This is a genomic window from Kribbella sp. NPDC056861 (assembly GCF_040687575.1).
Lineage (GTDB): Bacteria > Actinomycetota > Actinomycetes > Propionibacteriales > Kribbellaceae > Kribbella.
Genome location: NZ_JBFBNQ010000004.1, coordinates 526,007 through 540,959, shown reverse-complemented (window position 1 = coordinate 540,959; position 14,953 = coordinate 526,007). Strand labels below are relative to the sequence as shown.

Here is a 14,953-nt window from a genome sequence, read left to right as displayed (position 1 = left end):
CGGGCGGCCGGCGGCGGTGTCCTTGAGACGGTGGAGGCAGTGTGCCTAGACGTTGAAGCGGAACTCCACCACGTCGCCGTCGGCCATCACGTAGTCCTTGCCTTCGATCCGCACCTTGCCCGCCGACTTCGCGGACGCCATCGAGCCGGCCTCCATCAAATCATCGAAGGACACGATCTCGGCCTTGATGAAGCCCCGCTGGAAGTCGGTGTGGATGACACCGGCCGCCTCAGGAGCGGTGGCGCCCTTCTTGATCGTCCAGGCGCGGGATTCCTTCGGGCCTGCGGTCAGGTAGGTCTGCAGGCCGAGGGTTTCGAAGCCGACCCGGGCGAGGACGTCCAGGCCGGGCTCCTCGACGCCCATCTCGTTGAGCATCTCGCGGGCCTCGTCCTCGTCGCCGAGCTCGACCAGTTCGGCCTCGAACTTGGCGTCCAGGAAGATCGCCTCGGCGGGGGCGACCAGATCGCGCATGCCCTGCTTGAGCTCCTCGTCGGCGAGCTCGTCGGCGTCGCAGTTGAAGACGAAGATGTACGGCTTGGCCGTCATCAGCATCAGTTCGCGGATCGCGTCCCGGTCGACGTTGGTGGCGATGATCGGCGTACCGGCCTCGAGGTGCTTCTGCGCCTCGCGCACCGACTCCAGGACGGCGACGCCCTCCTTCTTCAGCCGGGCTTCCTTCTCCAGCCGCGGGATCGCCTTCTCGACGGTCTGCAGGTCGGCCAGGATCAGCTCGGTCTGGATGGTGGAGATGTCGTCGGCGGGGTTCACCTTGCCGTCGACGTGGGTGACGTCGTCGTCGCGGAAGACCCGGGTCACCTGGCAGATCGCGTCACCCTCGCGGATGTGGCTGAGGAACTTGTTGCCCAGCCCCTCGCCCTCCGACGCGCCCCGGACGATGCCGGCGATGTCGACGAACTGCACGGTGGCCGGCAACTGCTTGGCCGATCCGAAGAGTTCGGCGAGCTTGCCCAGCCGCGCGTCCGGTACGCCGACCACCCCGACGTTGGGCTCGATCGTCGCGAACGGGTAGTTCGCCGCGAGCACGTTGTTCTTGGTCAGCGCGTTGAAGAGCGTGGACTTGCCCGCATTGGGGAGCCCGACGATTCCGATGGAGAGTGCCACGGGCAGCAAGACTACGCGGCGTGGCCCACCCGACCTAAATCACGCCCGCCCTAAAACATGCCCGACTCAGATCACGAACGACTCCAGCTCCGCGTCGTACCAGCGACTGGTCAGCCCGAGCGGCTGCATCCCCAGCCGGCGGCACACCGCGAGCGAGGGCCCGTTGTCCGGCCGGACCACCGCGTAGATCTCACCGAGTCCCGCCTTGAACCCGCGCGCGATCGCCCCACGCGCCGCCTCGGTCGCCAGGCCGCGCCCCCACGCGTCGGGATGGAAGTGCCAGCCCACCTCGACCTCACCCGCGGAAGCAGGCCCCTCCGGCAACGGCACCAGCAGTACGGTCCCCGCGATCGTGCCGGACGCCTTCTCCTCGACCGCCCAGATCCCGTGCAAAGGATGCTCGTTGCGCTTGTTCCAGCGCTCGATCGTCCGCGACGCCGCGTCCCGGTCCGCCATCACCCGCGGGTCCGCGCCGAGCCAGCGCGACACCTCCCAGCGGCGGTAGATGTCGAACACCCGGTCACCATCGGTGTCGGCCCAGTCGCGCACGATCAACCGGTCCGTCTCGTAGACCACTCTCGGATCCATCGCGGCACCTCCTCCGTTGGGAGTGATCTATCCGTCCCAACCCACGCGGAGCAAGCGACGTCTCCTATCTGTGACCAGTTGGAGAATTCACCCCAGTCAGCCATCACGCTTCGTGTTCGCCTGCTCGCAGTTCCTGCGCTTCGGACTGACCCAACTCGTCTCCTGCCTCTTCCCCGCCGCCCTCTTCGCCGGGCTGGCGATCTCGAAGTACGTCGCCCTGCCGATCCCCCGGTACGACGCGCTGCTCATCTACTGCCTGCTGCTCACCCTCGGGTTCTGGCTGGCCGGCCTGGAGACCTGGCGCGAGATCGCGGTCATCTTCGGCTTCCACCTGATCGGTCTCGGCCTGGAACTCTTCAAGGTCCAGGTCGGCTCCTGGCAGTACCCCGGTGACGCGGTGACGAAGTTCGGCGGCGTTCCGCTCTTCGCGGGCTTCATGTACGCCGCTGTCGGCAGCTACATCTGCCAAGCCTGGCGCCGCTTCGACCTGCGTGTCAGCGGCTACCGCCCGATCCTCACCACGCTGCTCGCGGTACTGATCTATGCGAACTTCTTCACCCACCACTGGATCGCCGACCTGCGCATCCCGATCGCCCTGGCTCTCCTCCTCGTACTGCGGCGCACGTGGGTCTTCTACACCGTCGGCACCCAGCGGTACCGGATGCCGCTGGCCCTCTCGTTCGCGCTGATCGGCTTCTTCCTCTGGATCGCGGAGAACTTCGGCACCTTCCTGGACGCCTGGAACTACCCCGACCAGGTCAGCGTCTGGCAGCTCGTGCACCCGGCGAAGTTCGGCGCCTGGGCGCTGCTGGTCAGCATGAGTTTCGTCCTGGTCGCGAGCGTCAAGTCGCTGGAGGGCAGGCTCTACCACCGCGGTACGCCGGCCACCGTCGCGACTCCGAGAGCGACTGAGATCTCCCCGCAACACAGCTGTGCCAACCAGGTCAGGACCCAAGGCGTCTCATCTACTGAAAGCAGCAAAGCTCCTTCAGGGGGAGCGTTTCTGGGGAACATCCGCCTGATCTGCAAGGGAGCATCATGTCCCGAAAGCTTGCCGCCGTCATCGGTACCGGTGTCGCCGCCGCCCTGGTCGTGGGCTCGCTGATCGCCTTGGCGCTGGGGCACACCAACCAGCCCAAGCCGGCCTCCGCGTCCGGACCGAACGGCGCTCCGCCGTCCTCCGTGCCGAGCGAGACGCCGACCCCGACGCCGACGCCCACCAACTCGGGCAGCCCGGAGACCGGGAAGCCACGCACCCCGGCCGGCGACCCGACCCTGGCCGCCTCGGCCGGTAACAAGAAGGTGCTGTTCTTCAGCTTCGACGACGGCCCGGACCCGGTCTGGACGCCCAAGATCCTGCAGGTACTGGCGAAGTACGGCGCCCACGCAACCTTCTTCCAGCTCGGCACCATGCAGGCCGCGCATCCCGGGCTACGTGAACAGATCCTTGCTGCAGGCAACACCATCGGCAGCCACTCGATCTCGCACCCGCAGCTGACCGCGATCACGCCGCAGAAGCGGCACCACGAGATCTTCGACGGTCCGGTGTCGAAGTGCTTCCGCCCGCCGTACGGCGCCTCGAACCCGAAGGTTCGCGCCGACATCAAGGCGGCCGGCATGGTCCAGGTGCTGTGGGACGTCGATCCCCGCGACTGGGCCCGGCCGGGCACCCAGGCGATCGTCAACAACATCCTCGCCCACGCCCGCAGGCGCAACATCATCCTGATGCACGACGGCGGCGGCGAGCGGGCCCAGACCGTGGCGGCGCTGGACAAGGCGCTGCGGATCCTCAAGGGCCAGGGCTACACCTTCGCCGCGATGGCCTGCTGACGGGTTGCCCTCAAGTCAACTTGAAGTTTTACAGTCCAGGGCATGGAGACCACGACGTACGGCACCTGGCGCGAACTCCTCGGCCGCAGCTACGCCCCGGTGGCGGTGGTGCTGGCCGGCGGAGTGCTGATGGAGGCGAGCAACGTCTACCTCACCACCAGCCTGCTGCCGACCATCGTCGGTGACATCGGCGGTACCGGCTTCTACGCCTGGACGATGACCGCCTTCCTGGTCGCCTCGGTGATCAGTTCGATGCTGGTCAGCCGGATCCTCACCACCCGTGGCTCGCTGGTCGCCTATCTGCTCGCCTTCGGGCTGTTCGGCCTCGGCTCACTGATCGCGGCGGCGAGTCCGGGGATCGGGGTGTTCCTGGCCGGTCGCGCCGTCCAGGGTTTCGGCGGCGGGCTGCTCGCGGGACTCGGCTACGCGCTCATCCAGCGGTCGTTGCCCGAGCGGCTGTGGGCCAAAGGCGCTGCGCTCGTCTCGGCGATGTGGGGCGTCGGCAACCTGGTGGGGCCGTCGGCCGGTGGAGTGTTCGGGCAGTTCGGAGTGTGGCGGCCGGCTTTCGGGCTGCTCGTCGGGCTGGCCGCAGTACTGATGGTTGTCGTGGTGCGGGTGATTCCGCGGACCGAGCGGGCGGCGTCCAGTTCCGCAGTACCGGGGATCTCGTTGGTCCTGCTGACGGCGGCCGTCGCGATGGTCAGCGTCGCGAGCATCGTGCCCGCCGGTGTCGCCACCGCGGTCGTGCTGCTGGTCGGGCTGGCGTTGGGCGCGGTGTTCGTTCTGCATGAGCGGACGGCCAAGGCCGCTGTCCTGCCGCGGGTCACCTTCGTGCGCGGCACGTCTCTGAAATGGGTCTATCTCACCGTCGGAGTCCTTGCCTTCGGCATCGGAACCGAGGCGTTCATCCCGCTCTTCGGTCAGGAGTTGGGCGGCCTGTCGCCGCTGCTGGCCGGCTTCCTCGGCGCGGCGCTGTCGCTCGGCTGGTCGCTGAGCCAGACCGTCAGCGCGAGCACCGACCGCCCCGCCGTCGTACGTCGCCTGATCGTAGGCGGCCCTACGTTGCTGGCGCTCGGCCTGGCCGCGTACGCCGTACTGCAGCAGTCGGCGCCGTCTGCTCTTGTCGTGGTGCTGTGGTTCCTCACCTTGTTCGCCGCGGGCGCTGGGATCGGCATCGCCTTCCCCCATCTGGCCGTTGCGGCCTTCGGCAGTGTCGAGGATGAGGAAGAGGCGTCCAAGGCCTCGGCTGGGATCAATACCGTCTTCCTGATGGCGAGCGCCTTCAGCGCGGCGCTGGCCGGCGTACTGGTCAAATTGGGCGAACCGTCCGTGCTCTCCTCGGCCCGTTTGTTGCTCTATGTCTTCGCTGTGGCGGCCCTGGCCGGGGCGTTCCCCGCCTGGCGAATCACCCGGTCCCGCGTTGCCCAGCGCACCGAAGAGCCGCAGCTCACACGCTGAGGTTTCGCGGTACTGGGCTTGTCGTTCAGAAAATGTCGGCGGGGTCTGCGACTGTCTGTGACATGTCCGGTACCGCGGTTCTGTTGCTCTTGGTGTTCTTGCTGGTCGGGCTCGGGCTCGGCTGGGTGTTCGGCGTGCTCTGGTCCCGCGGGCGGGACGGCGCTTCGCTCGCGCGCATCACCGCTGAGCGTGACGCGGCCGAGGACCGGGTCGTCGAGCTGACCCAGGAGCGGACGACGGTCGGGCAACAGATGTCCGGGCAAGCGGTGGTCAAGGAGGCGCTCGACCGGTTGCATGCCGAGCTCAACCAATTGGAGAAGGGCCGTGCCGCCTGGCAGAGCCAGCTGCATCAACAGGTGAACGAAGTACGGATGAGTGGCGAGGCGCTGCGTCGCGAGACGGCGTCACTGTCGACCGCGCTGCGGAAGCCGCAGGTGCGAGGACGCTGGGGTGAGCTGCACCTTCGGCGTACGGTCGAGCTGGCCGGCATGGTCGCGCACTGCGACTTCACCGAGCAGACCTCGACCATGGGCGACGACGGCCTGCTGCGCCCCGACATGGTGGTGCGCCTTGCCGAGGGCAAGAACCTCGTCGTGGACTCGAAGGTGCCCCTGGCCGCCTTCCTGGAGGCCGCCGAGAGTGACGACGCCGACTTCCGCGAGGAGCGGCTGCGCGCCCACGCCCGGCATCTCCGCACCCACGTCGACCAACTCTCCGCGAAGGCCTACTGGTCCCGGCTGCCCTCCACACCGGAGTTCGTCATCCTCTTCGTGCCCGGAGAGTCGTTCCTGTCCGCGGCCCTGGACGTCGAGCCGGTCCTGCTCGAATACGCCGCCGAACGCCGCGTCATCCTGGCGACGCCGACCACGCTGATCGCCACCCTGCGTGCCGCCGCCTACGCCTGGAACCAGTCAGCCCTGACCGAATCGGCCCAACAGGTCTTCGAGCTCGGCCGCGAACTCTACGAACGCCTCGGCACCATGGGCGACCACCTCAACAAGGTCGGCCGCTCCCTCACCTCAGCCGTCGACGCCTACAACAGCACCGTCGGCTCCTTCGAACGCCGCGTCTTCACCACCGCCCGCAAACTCCGCGACCTGCACGTCACAGAGGCCGAGCTCACCGCGATGGAGTCGATCGAGGCGTCTGCCCGGCCGCTCACCGCGCCGGAGTTCTTGGCGGTGGAGGACGACACTCCGGACACCCATCGGTGGCTGCCTGGTCCGACCATCGACAGAACCCACCGCGAGCCACCGGCGCTTCCGGGCCTGGATTCCCAAACCGGCTGACAGGTCCCCTGCTCAGCCAGACACCCCTTCGAGCGGCAACCCGAATCCCGGCCGATCCGACACCGTCAGCTCGCCGTCCTTCCACACATACCCACTGGCATCCACCCCGAGCGTCTCCCCCGGCACGCCCTCAACCGTTTCCACACACCCCAGCCCAGCCGCCAGCTGAGCGGCGTACAAAGTCTTCAGCGGCAGCCCCCAAGCATGCGGCGAAGCATGCGCGCCGAGCTCCGCGATCCGCGGCATCACAGCCCGCCAACTCGTCAGCCCAAAAGACACGACATCCATCAGCAGCACATCGATGTCCCCACGCCCCGCGATCTCCAGCAACGAGTCCAGCTGAGGATCGCTCTCACCCTCAGCGATCAGCGTCGCCGAGCCCACCGCATTCAAGTGCTTCCGCAACCGCGCCAGATCATCCGCGTCGTCGAGGAACGGCTCCTCCACCCAGTACAGCTCGCAGTCCTCGACCGCCCGCAGATACTCGATGAAGCCATCGCAGTCATACCCGTCATTGGCATCCACCAGAATCCGATGCTCCGGATACGCCTCCCGGACAGCCCGCGTCACCTCGATGTCCCGGGCATCACCAGCAGCCCGCGGCATCCACCGATTCCCTCGCCCGATCTTCAGCTTGAACGCGCGGTACCCCGCGGCGTCATCAGCGGCGCAGTCAGCCAGTACTGCGGCAACTCCACGCGGCCCGTCATCCGGATCGAGATCAGCGAAGTAGACAGCCCCGTCGTACGCCGGCACCGTCGTCCGCCCGAGCCCACCCAGCAACGCGTGAACCGGCACATCCTCGATCTGCCCCACCAGGTCATGCAACGCGAAGTCCAGCCCCCGCAGCGACTCATCCAGCACCCCCACGGCCGGATCGATCAACTCCCCCACGGCCCGCCCGACCACGTCTTCAGCCACGACCTCACCATCGGCCAGCCCCCAGCCGACCTTCCCGGAGTCGGTCCGGACCACCACGATCCGGTCCTCACCACCGCTCCCGTGGCTCCCCAGCCGCGCATTCCGCCCCACCACCCGCGGATACCGGCTCCGAACAGTCGAGAACTCCACGCTCCGGACAAACTCCCGCTCGAGACTCATGTCCGGACTAATAGCCACCCGCGCCTCGCCAGAAACCCCGCCGAGGCGATCGGCCGCTGATCATCCACCCGCTGGGACGACCCGACATATCAACCGTCGGAAACCCGCCAGCTACCAAGTGTTGACATGCACGACCACACCTCCAAGTATGAGAGCGCTCTCACTCATCCGATGATCCACCGTCCCCGTCGGATGAGCAGTGGGTACCGCCCGCCCCCGGCGGTGACTGCGCTGGTGAAGCAGTCCCACTTGTGGTTGTTCGGTGCTCCGCCTTCTCTCGCCCGGGACAAACCTGAGGAGGACTTGTGCACATCAAAAACAAACTGCTGGCGGCCCTGGCCGCAGCAAGCGTCGTCGCTGCCGGTCTGGTCGCGACGGTCGCGATGCCGGCCAACGCCGTACCGGCCACCATTCCGCTGACCATCTCCAACAGCTCCGGCCGTGGTGACGCGGTCTACATCTACAACCTTGGCACCAACCTGCAGACCGGCCAGCAGGGCTGGGCCGACGCGAACGGCACCTTCCACGCCTGGCCGGCCGGCGGCAACCCGCCGACCCCGGCGCCGGACGCCTCGATCGCCGGTCCGGCCAACGGGCAGTCGAAGACGATCCAGATGCCGAAGTTCTCCGGCCGGGTCTACTTCTCCTACGGCCAGAAGCTGGTCTTCAAGCTGACCACCGGCGGTCTGGTGCAGCCCGCGGTGCAGAACCCGAGCGACCCCAACCGCAACATCCAGTTCAGCTGGACCGAGTACACGCTGAACGACTCCGGTCTGTGGATCAACAGCACCCAGGTCGACATGGTCTCGGTCCCGTACGCCGTCGGCGTGAAGCAGGGCAACGGCAACACCCTGACCACCGGGCATCTCAAGCCGGGCGGCCTGAACGCCTTCTTCAACGGACTCCGCAACCAGCCCGGTGGCTGGGCGAACCTGATCCAGAACGGGCCCAACGGCGCCCCGCTGCGCGCGCTCGCGCCGCTGTACGCCGTCGAGACCGGCGCCCTGCCGGGCAACATCATGGACGACTACATCAACCGGGTCTGGTCGAAGTACAGCTCGCAGACGCTGACCGTGCAGCCGTTCGGCAACCAGCCGAACACCAAGTACTTCGGCCGTGTCTCCGGCAACGTCATGAACTTCACCAACAGCTCCGGCGCCGTGGTCACCTCGTTCCAGAAGCCCAACGCGACCAGCATCTTCGGCTGCGCCGGTCTGCTCGACGCCCCGAACGACCTGGTCCGCGGCCCGATCTCGCGCACCCTGTGCGCCGGCTTCAACCGGTCGACGCTGCTCACCAACCCGAACCAGCCCGACCCGAACAACGCCAACTTCTACAAGGACAGCGTCACCAACCACTACTCCAAGCTGATCCACGCGCAGATGGTGGACGGCAAGGCGTACGGCTTCGCCTTCGACGACGTCGGCGCCCACGAGGCCCTCGTCCACGACGGCAACCCGCAGCAGGCGTTCATCACGCTCGACCCGTTCAGCTGACAGACGCCAGAACAACCTGCTAGACCACACCCCGGGTCCCCCGTCGCTGCCCGCGCGCGGACCCGGGGTGTTCCTTGTCCTCCACTCCCCCACGGCCGATAGTGGGCAGATGGCGAACGCTCCGGTCGACCCCGCTGCCCTGGCCGCCTCGCTCCGCCCCCACGGCGAATCGGTGATGCTGCCCCAAGCCGCCTACACGGACCCCGCAGTACTGGCCTGGGAGCGCCGCAACTTCTTCGCCGGCACCTGGACCTGCCTCGGCCGGGCAGACGAGCTAGCAGCCGGTACTACGTATCGCGCCACGACCGTCGGCGACGTACAAACCCTGCTGACCTTCGGCGACCGCCCCCGCGCCTTCGCCAACACCTGCAGGCACCGTGGCCACGAACTCCTGCAGCAAGGCGATTCCAGCCGGCACCGGGCGATCGTCTGCCCGTACCACGGCTGGTCGTACGAACTGAGCGGAGCGGTCAAAGCCGCACCACGCATGGGCGACACGTTCGACCCCACGCCGTACGGGCTGACCGAGTTGCCGGCCGAGGTGTGGCAGGGCTGGCTCTTCGTCAACGCCCTCGGTACCGCGCCGCCCTTCAGCGAGCACGTCGGCGGGCTGGCGGACCTCGTCGCGCCGTACCGGCCTGAGGCACTGACCCTCAAAGCGCGGCACAGCTACGACGTCGCGTCGAACTGGAAGACGATCGTGGAGAACTACCACGAGTGCTACCACTGCCCGCTCATCCACCCGGAGCTGTGCAAGGTCTCGCCGCCGACCTCCGGCGACAACTGGAACCTGCCCGGCGCCTGGGTCGGCGGTCTGATGGACCTCCGGCCCGACGCCGAGACGATGTCCCTCGACGGCAAGTCGCACGGAATCCCGTTGCCTGGCGTGGATCCACGGACCGTGAACTACGTCGGCCTGTTCCCCAACCTGCTGATCTCCCTGCACCCCGACTACGTGATGACACACCGCCTCGAGCCCCGTACTCCGGGCCTGACGGCGATCGAGTGCTCCTGGTACTTCCCGGCCGAGGTCGAGGACCCCGGCTACGCCGTCGAGTTCTGGGACATCACCAACCGCGAGGACTGGTCCGCCTGCGAATCGGTTCAGCGCGGCGCCGAGTCCCCGCATTTCCGGCCCGGCCCGCTCGCCCCGGCCGAGGACGCCGTCTACGACTGGGTGACGATGATCGCCCGGGGTTACCTGGGCAAAAACTTGACTCAGTAAGCCAAAGTGAACCGACGGCGCCGGTGCGCAGGCTTCTCGATCTCGTCGAGCAGAGCCACGGCGTAGTCCTCGGCGGAGATCTCCCCACCCACCACCTCATCGAGGCCGAGCTTGAAGACGCCGGTCCGCTCACCGGGCGCGATCACCGGCGCCGGCGACAAGTAGGTCCAGTCGAGGGACGCCCCAGTCGCGCGTAAGGTCTCCAGCACCGCCGACAAGGTCAGCGCCTCAGCCTTGTAGACCTCCGGAAACTCCGGCGAGTCCACCAATCGCTTGCCGTCGGCAACCAGACTGCCGGCGCCACCGACCACCACCAGCCGCGCTCCACCCACCGCCGCGATCAGGTTGCCGACCGCCTCGACGAACTCCTGCGGGTCACCACCGGTCCGGCTCGGTCCCATCGCGGAGACCACGACGTCGGCCGACGCCGCGACCTCCTTCACCGCGACAGCATCGTTCGCGCTGCCGACCACCGCCCGTACTCCGTCCGGCAGTTCGCCACCGGACCGGGTGATCCCGACCACCTCGTGTCCCCGGCGTACCGCCTCGGCGGCAACCCGGCTCCCGATCATCCCGCTCGCACCGTAGATCGCGATCTTCACAGCAGCTTCTCCTCAGTCAGTGGACTCGACGAGCCCGACAGTATCCATTGGTAACTGGCTACTTCAACGTGCTATAAGTACCTGGTGGTTACCAATGCGGAAGAGCGCGGCGATCTCTTCGATCCCGACTGCCCGACCCGGCTGATCCTGGACCGGATCGGCGACAAGTGGACCGTGCTCGCCATCCTGCTGCTCAGCGACGGCCCGCTGCGGTTCACCGCGCTGCGCGACGGCATCGGCCGGGTCGCGCCCAAGGTGCTCACCCAGACACTGCGCCGGCTCGAGCGCGACGGGCTGATCAGCCGGGAGATCTTCGCCGAAGTACCGCCCCGGGTCGTCTACACCCTGACCCCGATGGGCGAGTCACTGATCAAGCCGATCCAAGCGGTCAGCGACTGGGCCGAGCAGCACCTGCCGGCCATCTCCGCCGCGCAGAACGATTACGACCTCAACACCGCCTGATCACGACTCAACCTTTCGCCCCCACTGGGTCATCACACTGCTGACCGAGTACGAAAACGCTCACTGGGGGAGACCGATGGATCCAGGGTTGGACGCGGAGTTCGCCGCCTTCGTCGACGGGCGGTTCACCGCCCTGCAGAGGTTCGGCTACCTGCTCACCGGCGAGTGGCATCTGGCCGAGGACCTGGTCCAGGCTTCACTGACGAAGGTGTGGTTCCACCGCAAGTCGCTGCTCAACAGCGCTGCGCTGGAGTCCTACACCCGCACCACGATGGTGAACACGAGCAGTCAGTGGTGGCGCCGCAAGTGGAAGGGCGAGACCCCCACCGAGGTACTGCCCGAACCGGCCTCGCCGTCGGAGTTCGGCACCGTCGACGACCGTGACCTGTTGCTGCGGGCGCTCGCCACGCTCCCCCGGCGTACCCGAGCGACGCTGGTACTGCGGTACTTCGAGGACCTCCCCGAAGCCGAGATCGCCCAGATCATGGGCTGCTCGACCGGCACCGTGAAGAGCAACGTCTCCCGCGGCCTGGCCAGGCTGCGCGAGCACAAGCTCTTCACCGACCCGCTGATCTCCACCTCCCCTGACCGCCCGGCTCGCAAGGAGGGCTGACCGATGACCGATGAACTCAAGGACCGCTTCCAGCAGTTGGTAGCCGATCCGCCGCCGCCGACCGCAGTACCGAGTCAGGCCGTGTTCGCCCGGGTCCGGACCGTACGCCGCCGCCGTACCGCGGGTGTTGCCCTGGTCGCGGCTGCCGCGGTCGTCACCGTGGCACTGGTCGCGAGCAACCTGACCGAGATCGACTCCAGCCCGCCGATCGCCAACACCCCGACGGTCACCGTCGCGTCGCCGAGCGTCCCCGCACCGCCCAAACCCGGCGTGGCGATCACCCTGGTCCCGACCCTCAAGGGGCGGGTGCTGAACATGAAGGTGACGGTGAACGGCACCGTCCTGGTGCCGCTCGGGGCCGACGACCTCAAGCAGTTGCCCACCAATGTGGGCATCGTCGACCTCGGCCTGGGGTCCGACTACGACTTCGGCGACGGCAGCATGCCGGGCGGTTCCGACGGCGGCGCGATCACCTGCCAGGGCGCCAAGACCCGCAAGACCGGCAAACAGACCTACTCGCCGCTCGATCCACACACCTACGCCAAGGCCGGGACCTACACGTTCAGCTACAAGATCTCGTTCTGCGGCGGCCGGACCGGCCAGTTCACCGCCACCAAGACCGCGAAGATCGTGGTGCGCTAACCGTCAAGCGTGGTCGGAGATGCCTGTCAGGCGTGGTCGGAGGTGCCTGTGGTCGCCATCCCGGCGGCCTTCAGGTCGGTCCGAAGCTCCTTCGGCAGCGAGAACACCAGGCTCTCCTCCGCCGTGGTGACCTCCTGCACCTCGCCGTAGCCACGCTCGGCCAGCCAGCTCAGCACGTCGCGCACCAGCAGCTCCGGCACGCTGGCACCGCTGGTGACGCCGACGGTCTCGACACCCGCCAGCCAGGCCTCGTCGATCTCCTTGGCGTAGTCGACCAAGTGGCCGGCCCGGGCGCCGTGCTCGAGAGCGACCTCGACCAGGCGGACCGAGTTGGACGAGTTGCGGGAGCCGACCACGATCATCAGGTCGACCTCGGGGGCCATCTTCTTGACCGCGACCTGCCGGTTCTGGGTGGCGTAGCAGATGTCGTCGCTCGGCGGGTTCTGCAGCTTCGGGAAGCGTTCGCGCAACCGGCGTACGGTCTCCATCGTCTCGTCCACCGAGAGCGTGGTCTGGGACAGCCAGACCACCTTCTCCGGGTCGCGGACCTCGATGTTCGGCACGTCGCCCGGACCGTCGACCAGGTGCACGTGCTCGGGCGCCTCGCCGGCGGTGCCGATGACTTCCTCGTGGCCGTCGTGGCCGATCAGCAGGATGTCGAAGTCGACGGCGGCGAACCGCCTCGCCTCGTGGTGCACCTTGGTGACCAGCGGGCAGGTCGCGTCGATCGTCTTGAGCTGCCGGGCAGCCGCCTCCTGGTGCACCACCGGCGCGACACCGTGGGCGGAGAAGATCACCGTCTCGCCCTCGGGCACCTCGTCGGTCTCGTCGACGAAGATCGCGCCGCGCGCCTGCAGCGTCTGGACGACGTGCTTGTTGTGCACGATCTCCTTGCGCACGTAGACCGGCGGCCCGTACAGGTCGAGCGCCTTCTCGACCGCCACCACGGCCCGGTCCACACCGGCGCAGTAGCCTCGCGGCGCCGCGAGCAGCACCCGCTTCGTCTTCAACGCGGTCGGATTTCCGGAGGTCTCAGGCTGGGCAGTCACGACCCCCATCGTACGGGGCGTAGCTGAACACCCCGCCCGCCGTGGCCCAGATCACGCCCGCCGTCACTCGAGGTGTGAGCAACCTCGCGCAGGCACCGGCCGATCGACCGAGGGTCCGGATCAGCCGATCGGCCGGCTTGTTGCCAACAGCAAGCACTAGGGACTCGCCCGCCCTATCCGGGCGACTCCCCTTCAGGAGGTGTTCAACTTCCTCAAGTCTGCGCGCCGTCAGCCCTTGACGCAAAGGGTTTATAGGTCAGTACGGCGACGCCGCTGCGATAGACCTGATGGTCGATCAACTCCAGCTTGCGGGCCTCGAAGCCGCCGCCGTCGAGCAGTCGCACCCCGGCACCGATGACGACCGGATTCACCTTCACCACCAGCCGGTCGATCTCCGGCCAGAGCGTCTGCGCGAGGTGGCCGCCGCCACACAGCCAGATGCCCAGACCGTCCGCCTGCTTGAGTTTGCGGACCTTCTCCAGCGGGTCGGTGGCGACGAACTCGACACTCGGATCAGGCCCGGCCGACCGGCTGCGCGAGAAGACGTAACTGCGGAGGCGCGGGTAGGGGTTCGGCGTACCGTGACTCAGCCCGACCTCCCAGGTCTTGCGACCCATCAGCACGGTGTCGAACACCTTGTTCTCCGCGTCGAGACCGAGCAATTCGCGAACGCTGCCCGGCAAAGTCTCGGGGTACGCCGTGAGCAGCGGCTTGGAGTGGTCGCCCTGCGACAGGAAGAACCCGCCCGGGCTGACGTCGGTCGGGTCGCCACCCGACGGGCCGGCGACGAACCCGTCCAGCGTGACGGCCGTGAAGTAGGTCAGTTCGCGCATCTGCTCTCCTCCTCGATTGCTAACCACTCCGAACATAGTACTCTGGCTGTAGTGGTTTCAACCTCGATGCGCTGGAGCGAGCAATGCGGAGCAACCCCGAACGGCGGACGGCACTGGTCGACGCGGCCATCGAAGTACTGGCCGCCGAGGGCGCCCGCGGACTCACCTTCCGCTCTGTCGACCTCGCGGCCGGCGTACCGAACGGAACGGCGTCGAACTACTTCACCAACCGCGACGACCTCCTCACCCAGGCCGGCCTGCGCATCCACGACCGAGTCGGCCCCAACCCGGCCGACCTCGACCAGCCCCCATCCCCCGAGTTCCTGACCGCCCTCCTCCGCCTCCTCCGACGCCGCCTCACCGAGGACCGCGTCAGCTACCTCGCCCTCCTCGAACTACGCCTCGAAGCCACCCGCCGCCCGGCCCTCCAGGAAGCCCTCACCCAACGCGTCCGAGCCAACCTCGAAGAGAACATCCGCCTCCACCACCAAGCCGGCCTCCCCGGCGACCCACTCCTCCTGTACTTCGCCATCGGCGGCCTGATGCTCGAACACCTCACCCTCCCCGACGTCCTCGGCCCCCAGATCGACGACCTGATCGAGAGGGTTGCGGGGATTGTCGGTCGGGCGACGTAGAGTCACCG

The 14,953-nt window shown here is 67.7% G+C and carries 16 protein-coding genes; 10 read left to right on the top strand and 6 right to left on the bottom strand.

The window, feature by feature from the left end:
- Positions 1–45 precede the first annotated feature (45 nt).
- Together ychF and AB0P21_RS22070 are read right to left on the bottom strand one after the other, a co-directional pair.
- Positions 46–1,122, bottom strand: a complete 1,077-nt coding sequence (gene ychF / locus AB0P21_RS22075) for a redox-regulated ATPase YchF (RefSeq protein WP_363699003.1) — start codon at positions 1,120–1,122, stop codon at positions 46–48.
- A gap of 66 nt (positions 1,123–1,188) precedes the next feature.
- Complete coding sequence (locus AB0P21_RS22070; RefSeq protein WP_363699002.1) at positions 1,189–1,710, bottom strand: GNAT family N-acetyltransferase; 522 nt, start codon at positions 1,708–1,710, stop codon at positions 1,189–1,191.
- Between the two features lie 70 nt (positions 1,711–1,780).
- On the opposite strand from AB0P21_RS22070, the gene AB0P21_RS22065 reads away from it, so the two are divergent.
- From AB0P21_RS22065 to AB0P21_RS22050, 4 genes are all read left to right on the top strand, one after another.
- On the top strand, positions 1,781–2,815 hold the full coding sequence (locus AB0P21_RS22065) for a DUF817 domain-containing protein (RefSeq protein ID WP_363699001.1): 1,035 nt from the start codon (positions 1,781–1,783) through the stop codon (positions 2,813–2,815).
- Complete coding sequence (locus AB0P21_RS22060; RefSeq protein ID WP_363699000.1) at positions 2,749–3,540, top strand: polysaccharide deacetylase family protein; 792 nt, start codon at positions 2,749–2,751, stop codon at positions 3,538–3,540. Before AB0P21_RS22065 ends, AB0P21_RS22060 begins: the two co-directional genes overlap by 67 nt.
- A 42-nt stretch (positions 3,541–3,582) precedes the next feature.
- The gene (locus AB0P21_RS22055; protein ID WP_363698999.1) at positions 3,583–4,998 is read left to right on the top strand and encodes an MFS transporter; all 1,416 of its coding nucleotides are present in this window, start codon (positions 3,583–3,585) and stop codon (positions 4,996–4,998) included.
- 62 nt (positions 4,999–5,060) lie between these two features.
- Positions 5,061–6,287 carry a DNA recombination protein RmuC gene (locus AB0P21_RS22050; protein ID WP_363698998.1) on the top strand — a complete coding sequence of 409 codons (1,227 nt, stop codon included), beginning with the start codon at positions 5,061–5,063 and terminating at the stop codon, positions 6,285–6,287.
- 12 nt (positions 6,288–6,299) lie between these two features.
- On the opposite strand, the gene AB0P21_RS22045 is transcribed toward AB0P21_RS22050, so the two are convergent.
- A complete protein-coding gene (locus tag AB0P21_RS22045) occupies positions 6,300–7,388 on the bottom strand; it encodes an enolase C-terminal domain-like protein (RefSeq protein WP_363698997.1) in 1,089 nt (362 codons plus the stop codon).
- Between the two features lie 305 nt (positions 7,389–7,693).
- Between AB0P21_RS22045 and AB0P21_RS22040 the strand changes: the two genes are divergently transcribed.
- Positions 7,694–8,884, top strand: a complete 1,191-nt coding sequence (locus AB0P21_RS22040; protein WP_363698996.1) for a glycoside hydrolase family 64 protein — start codon at positions 7,694–7,696, stop codon at positions 8,882–8,884.
- A gap of 109 nt (positions 8,885–8,993) precedes the next feature.
- Positions 8,994–10,109 carry an aromatic ring-hydroxylating dioxygenase subunit alpha gene (locus AB0P21_RS22035; protein ID WP_363698995.1) on the top strand — a complete coding sequence of 372 codons (1,116 nt, stop codon included), beginning with the start codon at positions 8,994–8,996 and terminating at the stop codon, positions 10,107–10,109.
- On the opposite strand, the gene AB0P21_RS22030 is transcribed toward AB0P21_RS22035, so the two are convergent.
- Positions 10,103–10,711 (bottom strand): NAD(P)H-binding protein, encoded by a 609-nt coding sequence (locus AB0P21_RS22030; RefSeq protein WP_363698994.1) that lies wholly within the window; start codon positions 10,709–10,711, stop codon positions 10,103–10,105. The two genes, AB0P21_RS22035 and AB0P21_RS22030, sit on opposite strands and share 7 nt — an antisense overlap.
- A gap of 84 nt (positions 10,712–10,795) precedes the next feature.
- Here AB0P21_RS22030 and AB0P21_RS22025 point away from each other — a divergent pair, with 84 nt between their 5' ends.
- The 3 genes from AB0P21_RS22025 to AB0P21_RS22015 all read left to right on the top strand — a co-directional run bounded on the left by AB0P21_RS22025 (position 10,796) and on the right by AB0P21_RS22015 (position 12,428).
- Complete coding sequence (locus AB0P21_RS22025) at positions 10,796–11,173, top strand: helix-turn-helix domain-containing protein (RefSeq protein WP_363698993.1); 378 nt, start codon at positions 10,796–10,798, stop codon at positions 11,171–11,173.
- A gap of 76 nt (positions 11,174–11,249) precedes the next feature.
- Complete coding sequence (locus AB0P21_RS22020; RefSeq protein WP_363698992.1) at positions 11,250–11,786, top strand: SigE family RNA polymerase sigma factor; 537 nt, start codon at positions 11,250–11,252, stop codon at positions 11,784–11,786.
- Between the two features lie 3 nt (positions 11,787–11,789).
- A complete protein-coding gene (locus AB0P21_RS22015) occupies positions 11,790–12,428 on the top strand; it encodes a hypothetical protein (protein ID WP_363698991.1) in 639 nt (212 codons plus the stop codon).
- Positions 12,429–12,454: 26 nt separating this feature from the next.
- On the opposite strand, the gene AB0P21_RS22010 is transcribed toward AB0P21_RS22015, so the two are convergent.
- Both AB0P21_RS22010 and AB0P21_RS22005 read right to left on the bottom strand, forming a co-directional pair.
- Complete coding sequence (locus AB0P21_RS22010) at positions 12,455–13,486, bottom strand: 4-hydroxy-3-methylbut-2-enyl diphosphate reductase (protein ID WP_363698990.1); 1,032 nt, start codon at positions 13,484–13,486, stop codon at positions 12,455–12,457.
- A gap of 203 nt (positions 13,487–13,689) precedes the next feature.
- Positions 13,690–14,310 (bottom strand): dihydrofolate reductase family protein, encoded by a 621-nt coding sequence (locus tag AB0P21_RS22005; RefSeq protein WP_363698989.1) that lies wholly within the window; start codon positions 14,308–14,310, stop codon positions 13,690–13,692.
- A gap of 83 nt (positions 14,311–14,393) precedes the next feature.
- Here AB0P21_RS22005 and AB0P21_RS22000 point away from each other — a divergent pair, with 83 nt between their 5' ends.
- Complete coding sequence (locus AB0P21_RS22000; RefSeq protein WP_363698988.1) at positions 14,394–14,945, top strand: TetR family transcriptional regulator; 552 nt, start codon at positions 14,394–14,396, stop codon at positions 14,943–14,945.
- Positions 14,946–14,953: the final 8 nt, after the last annotated feature.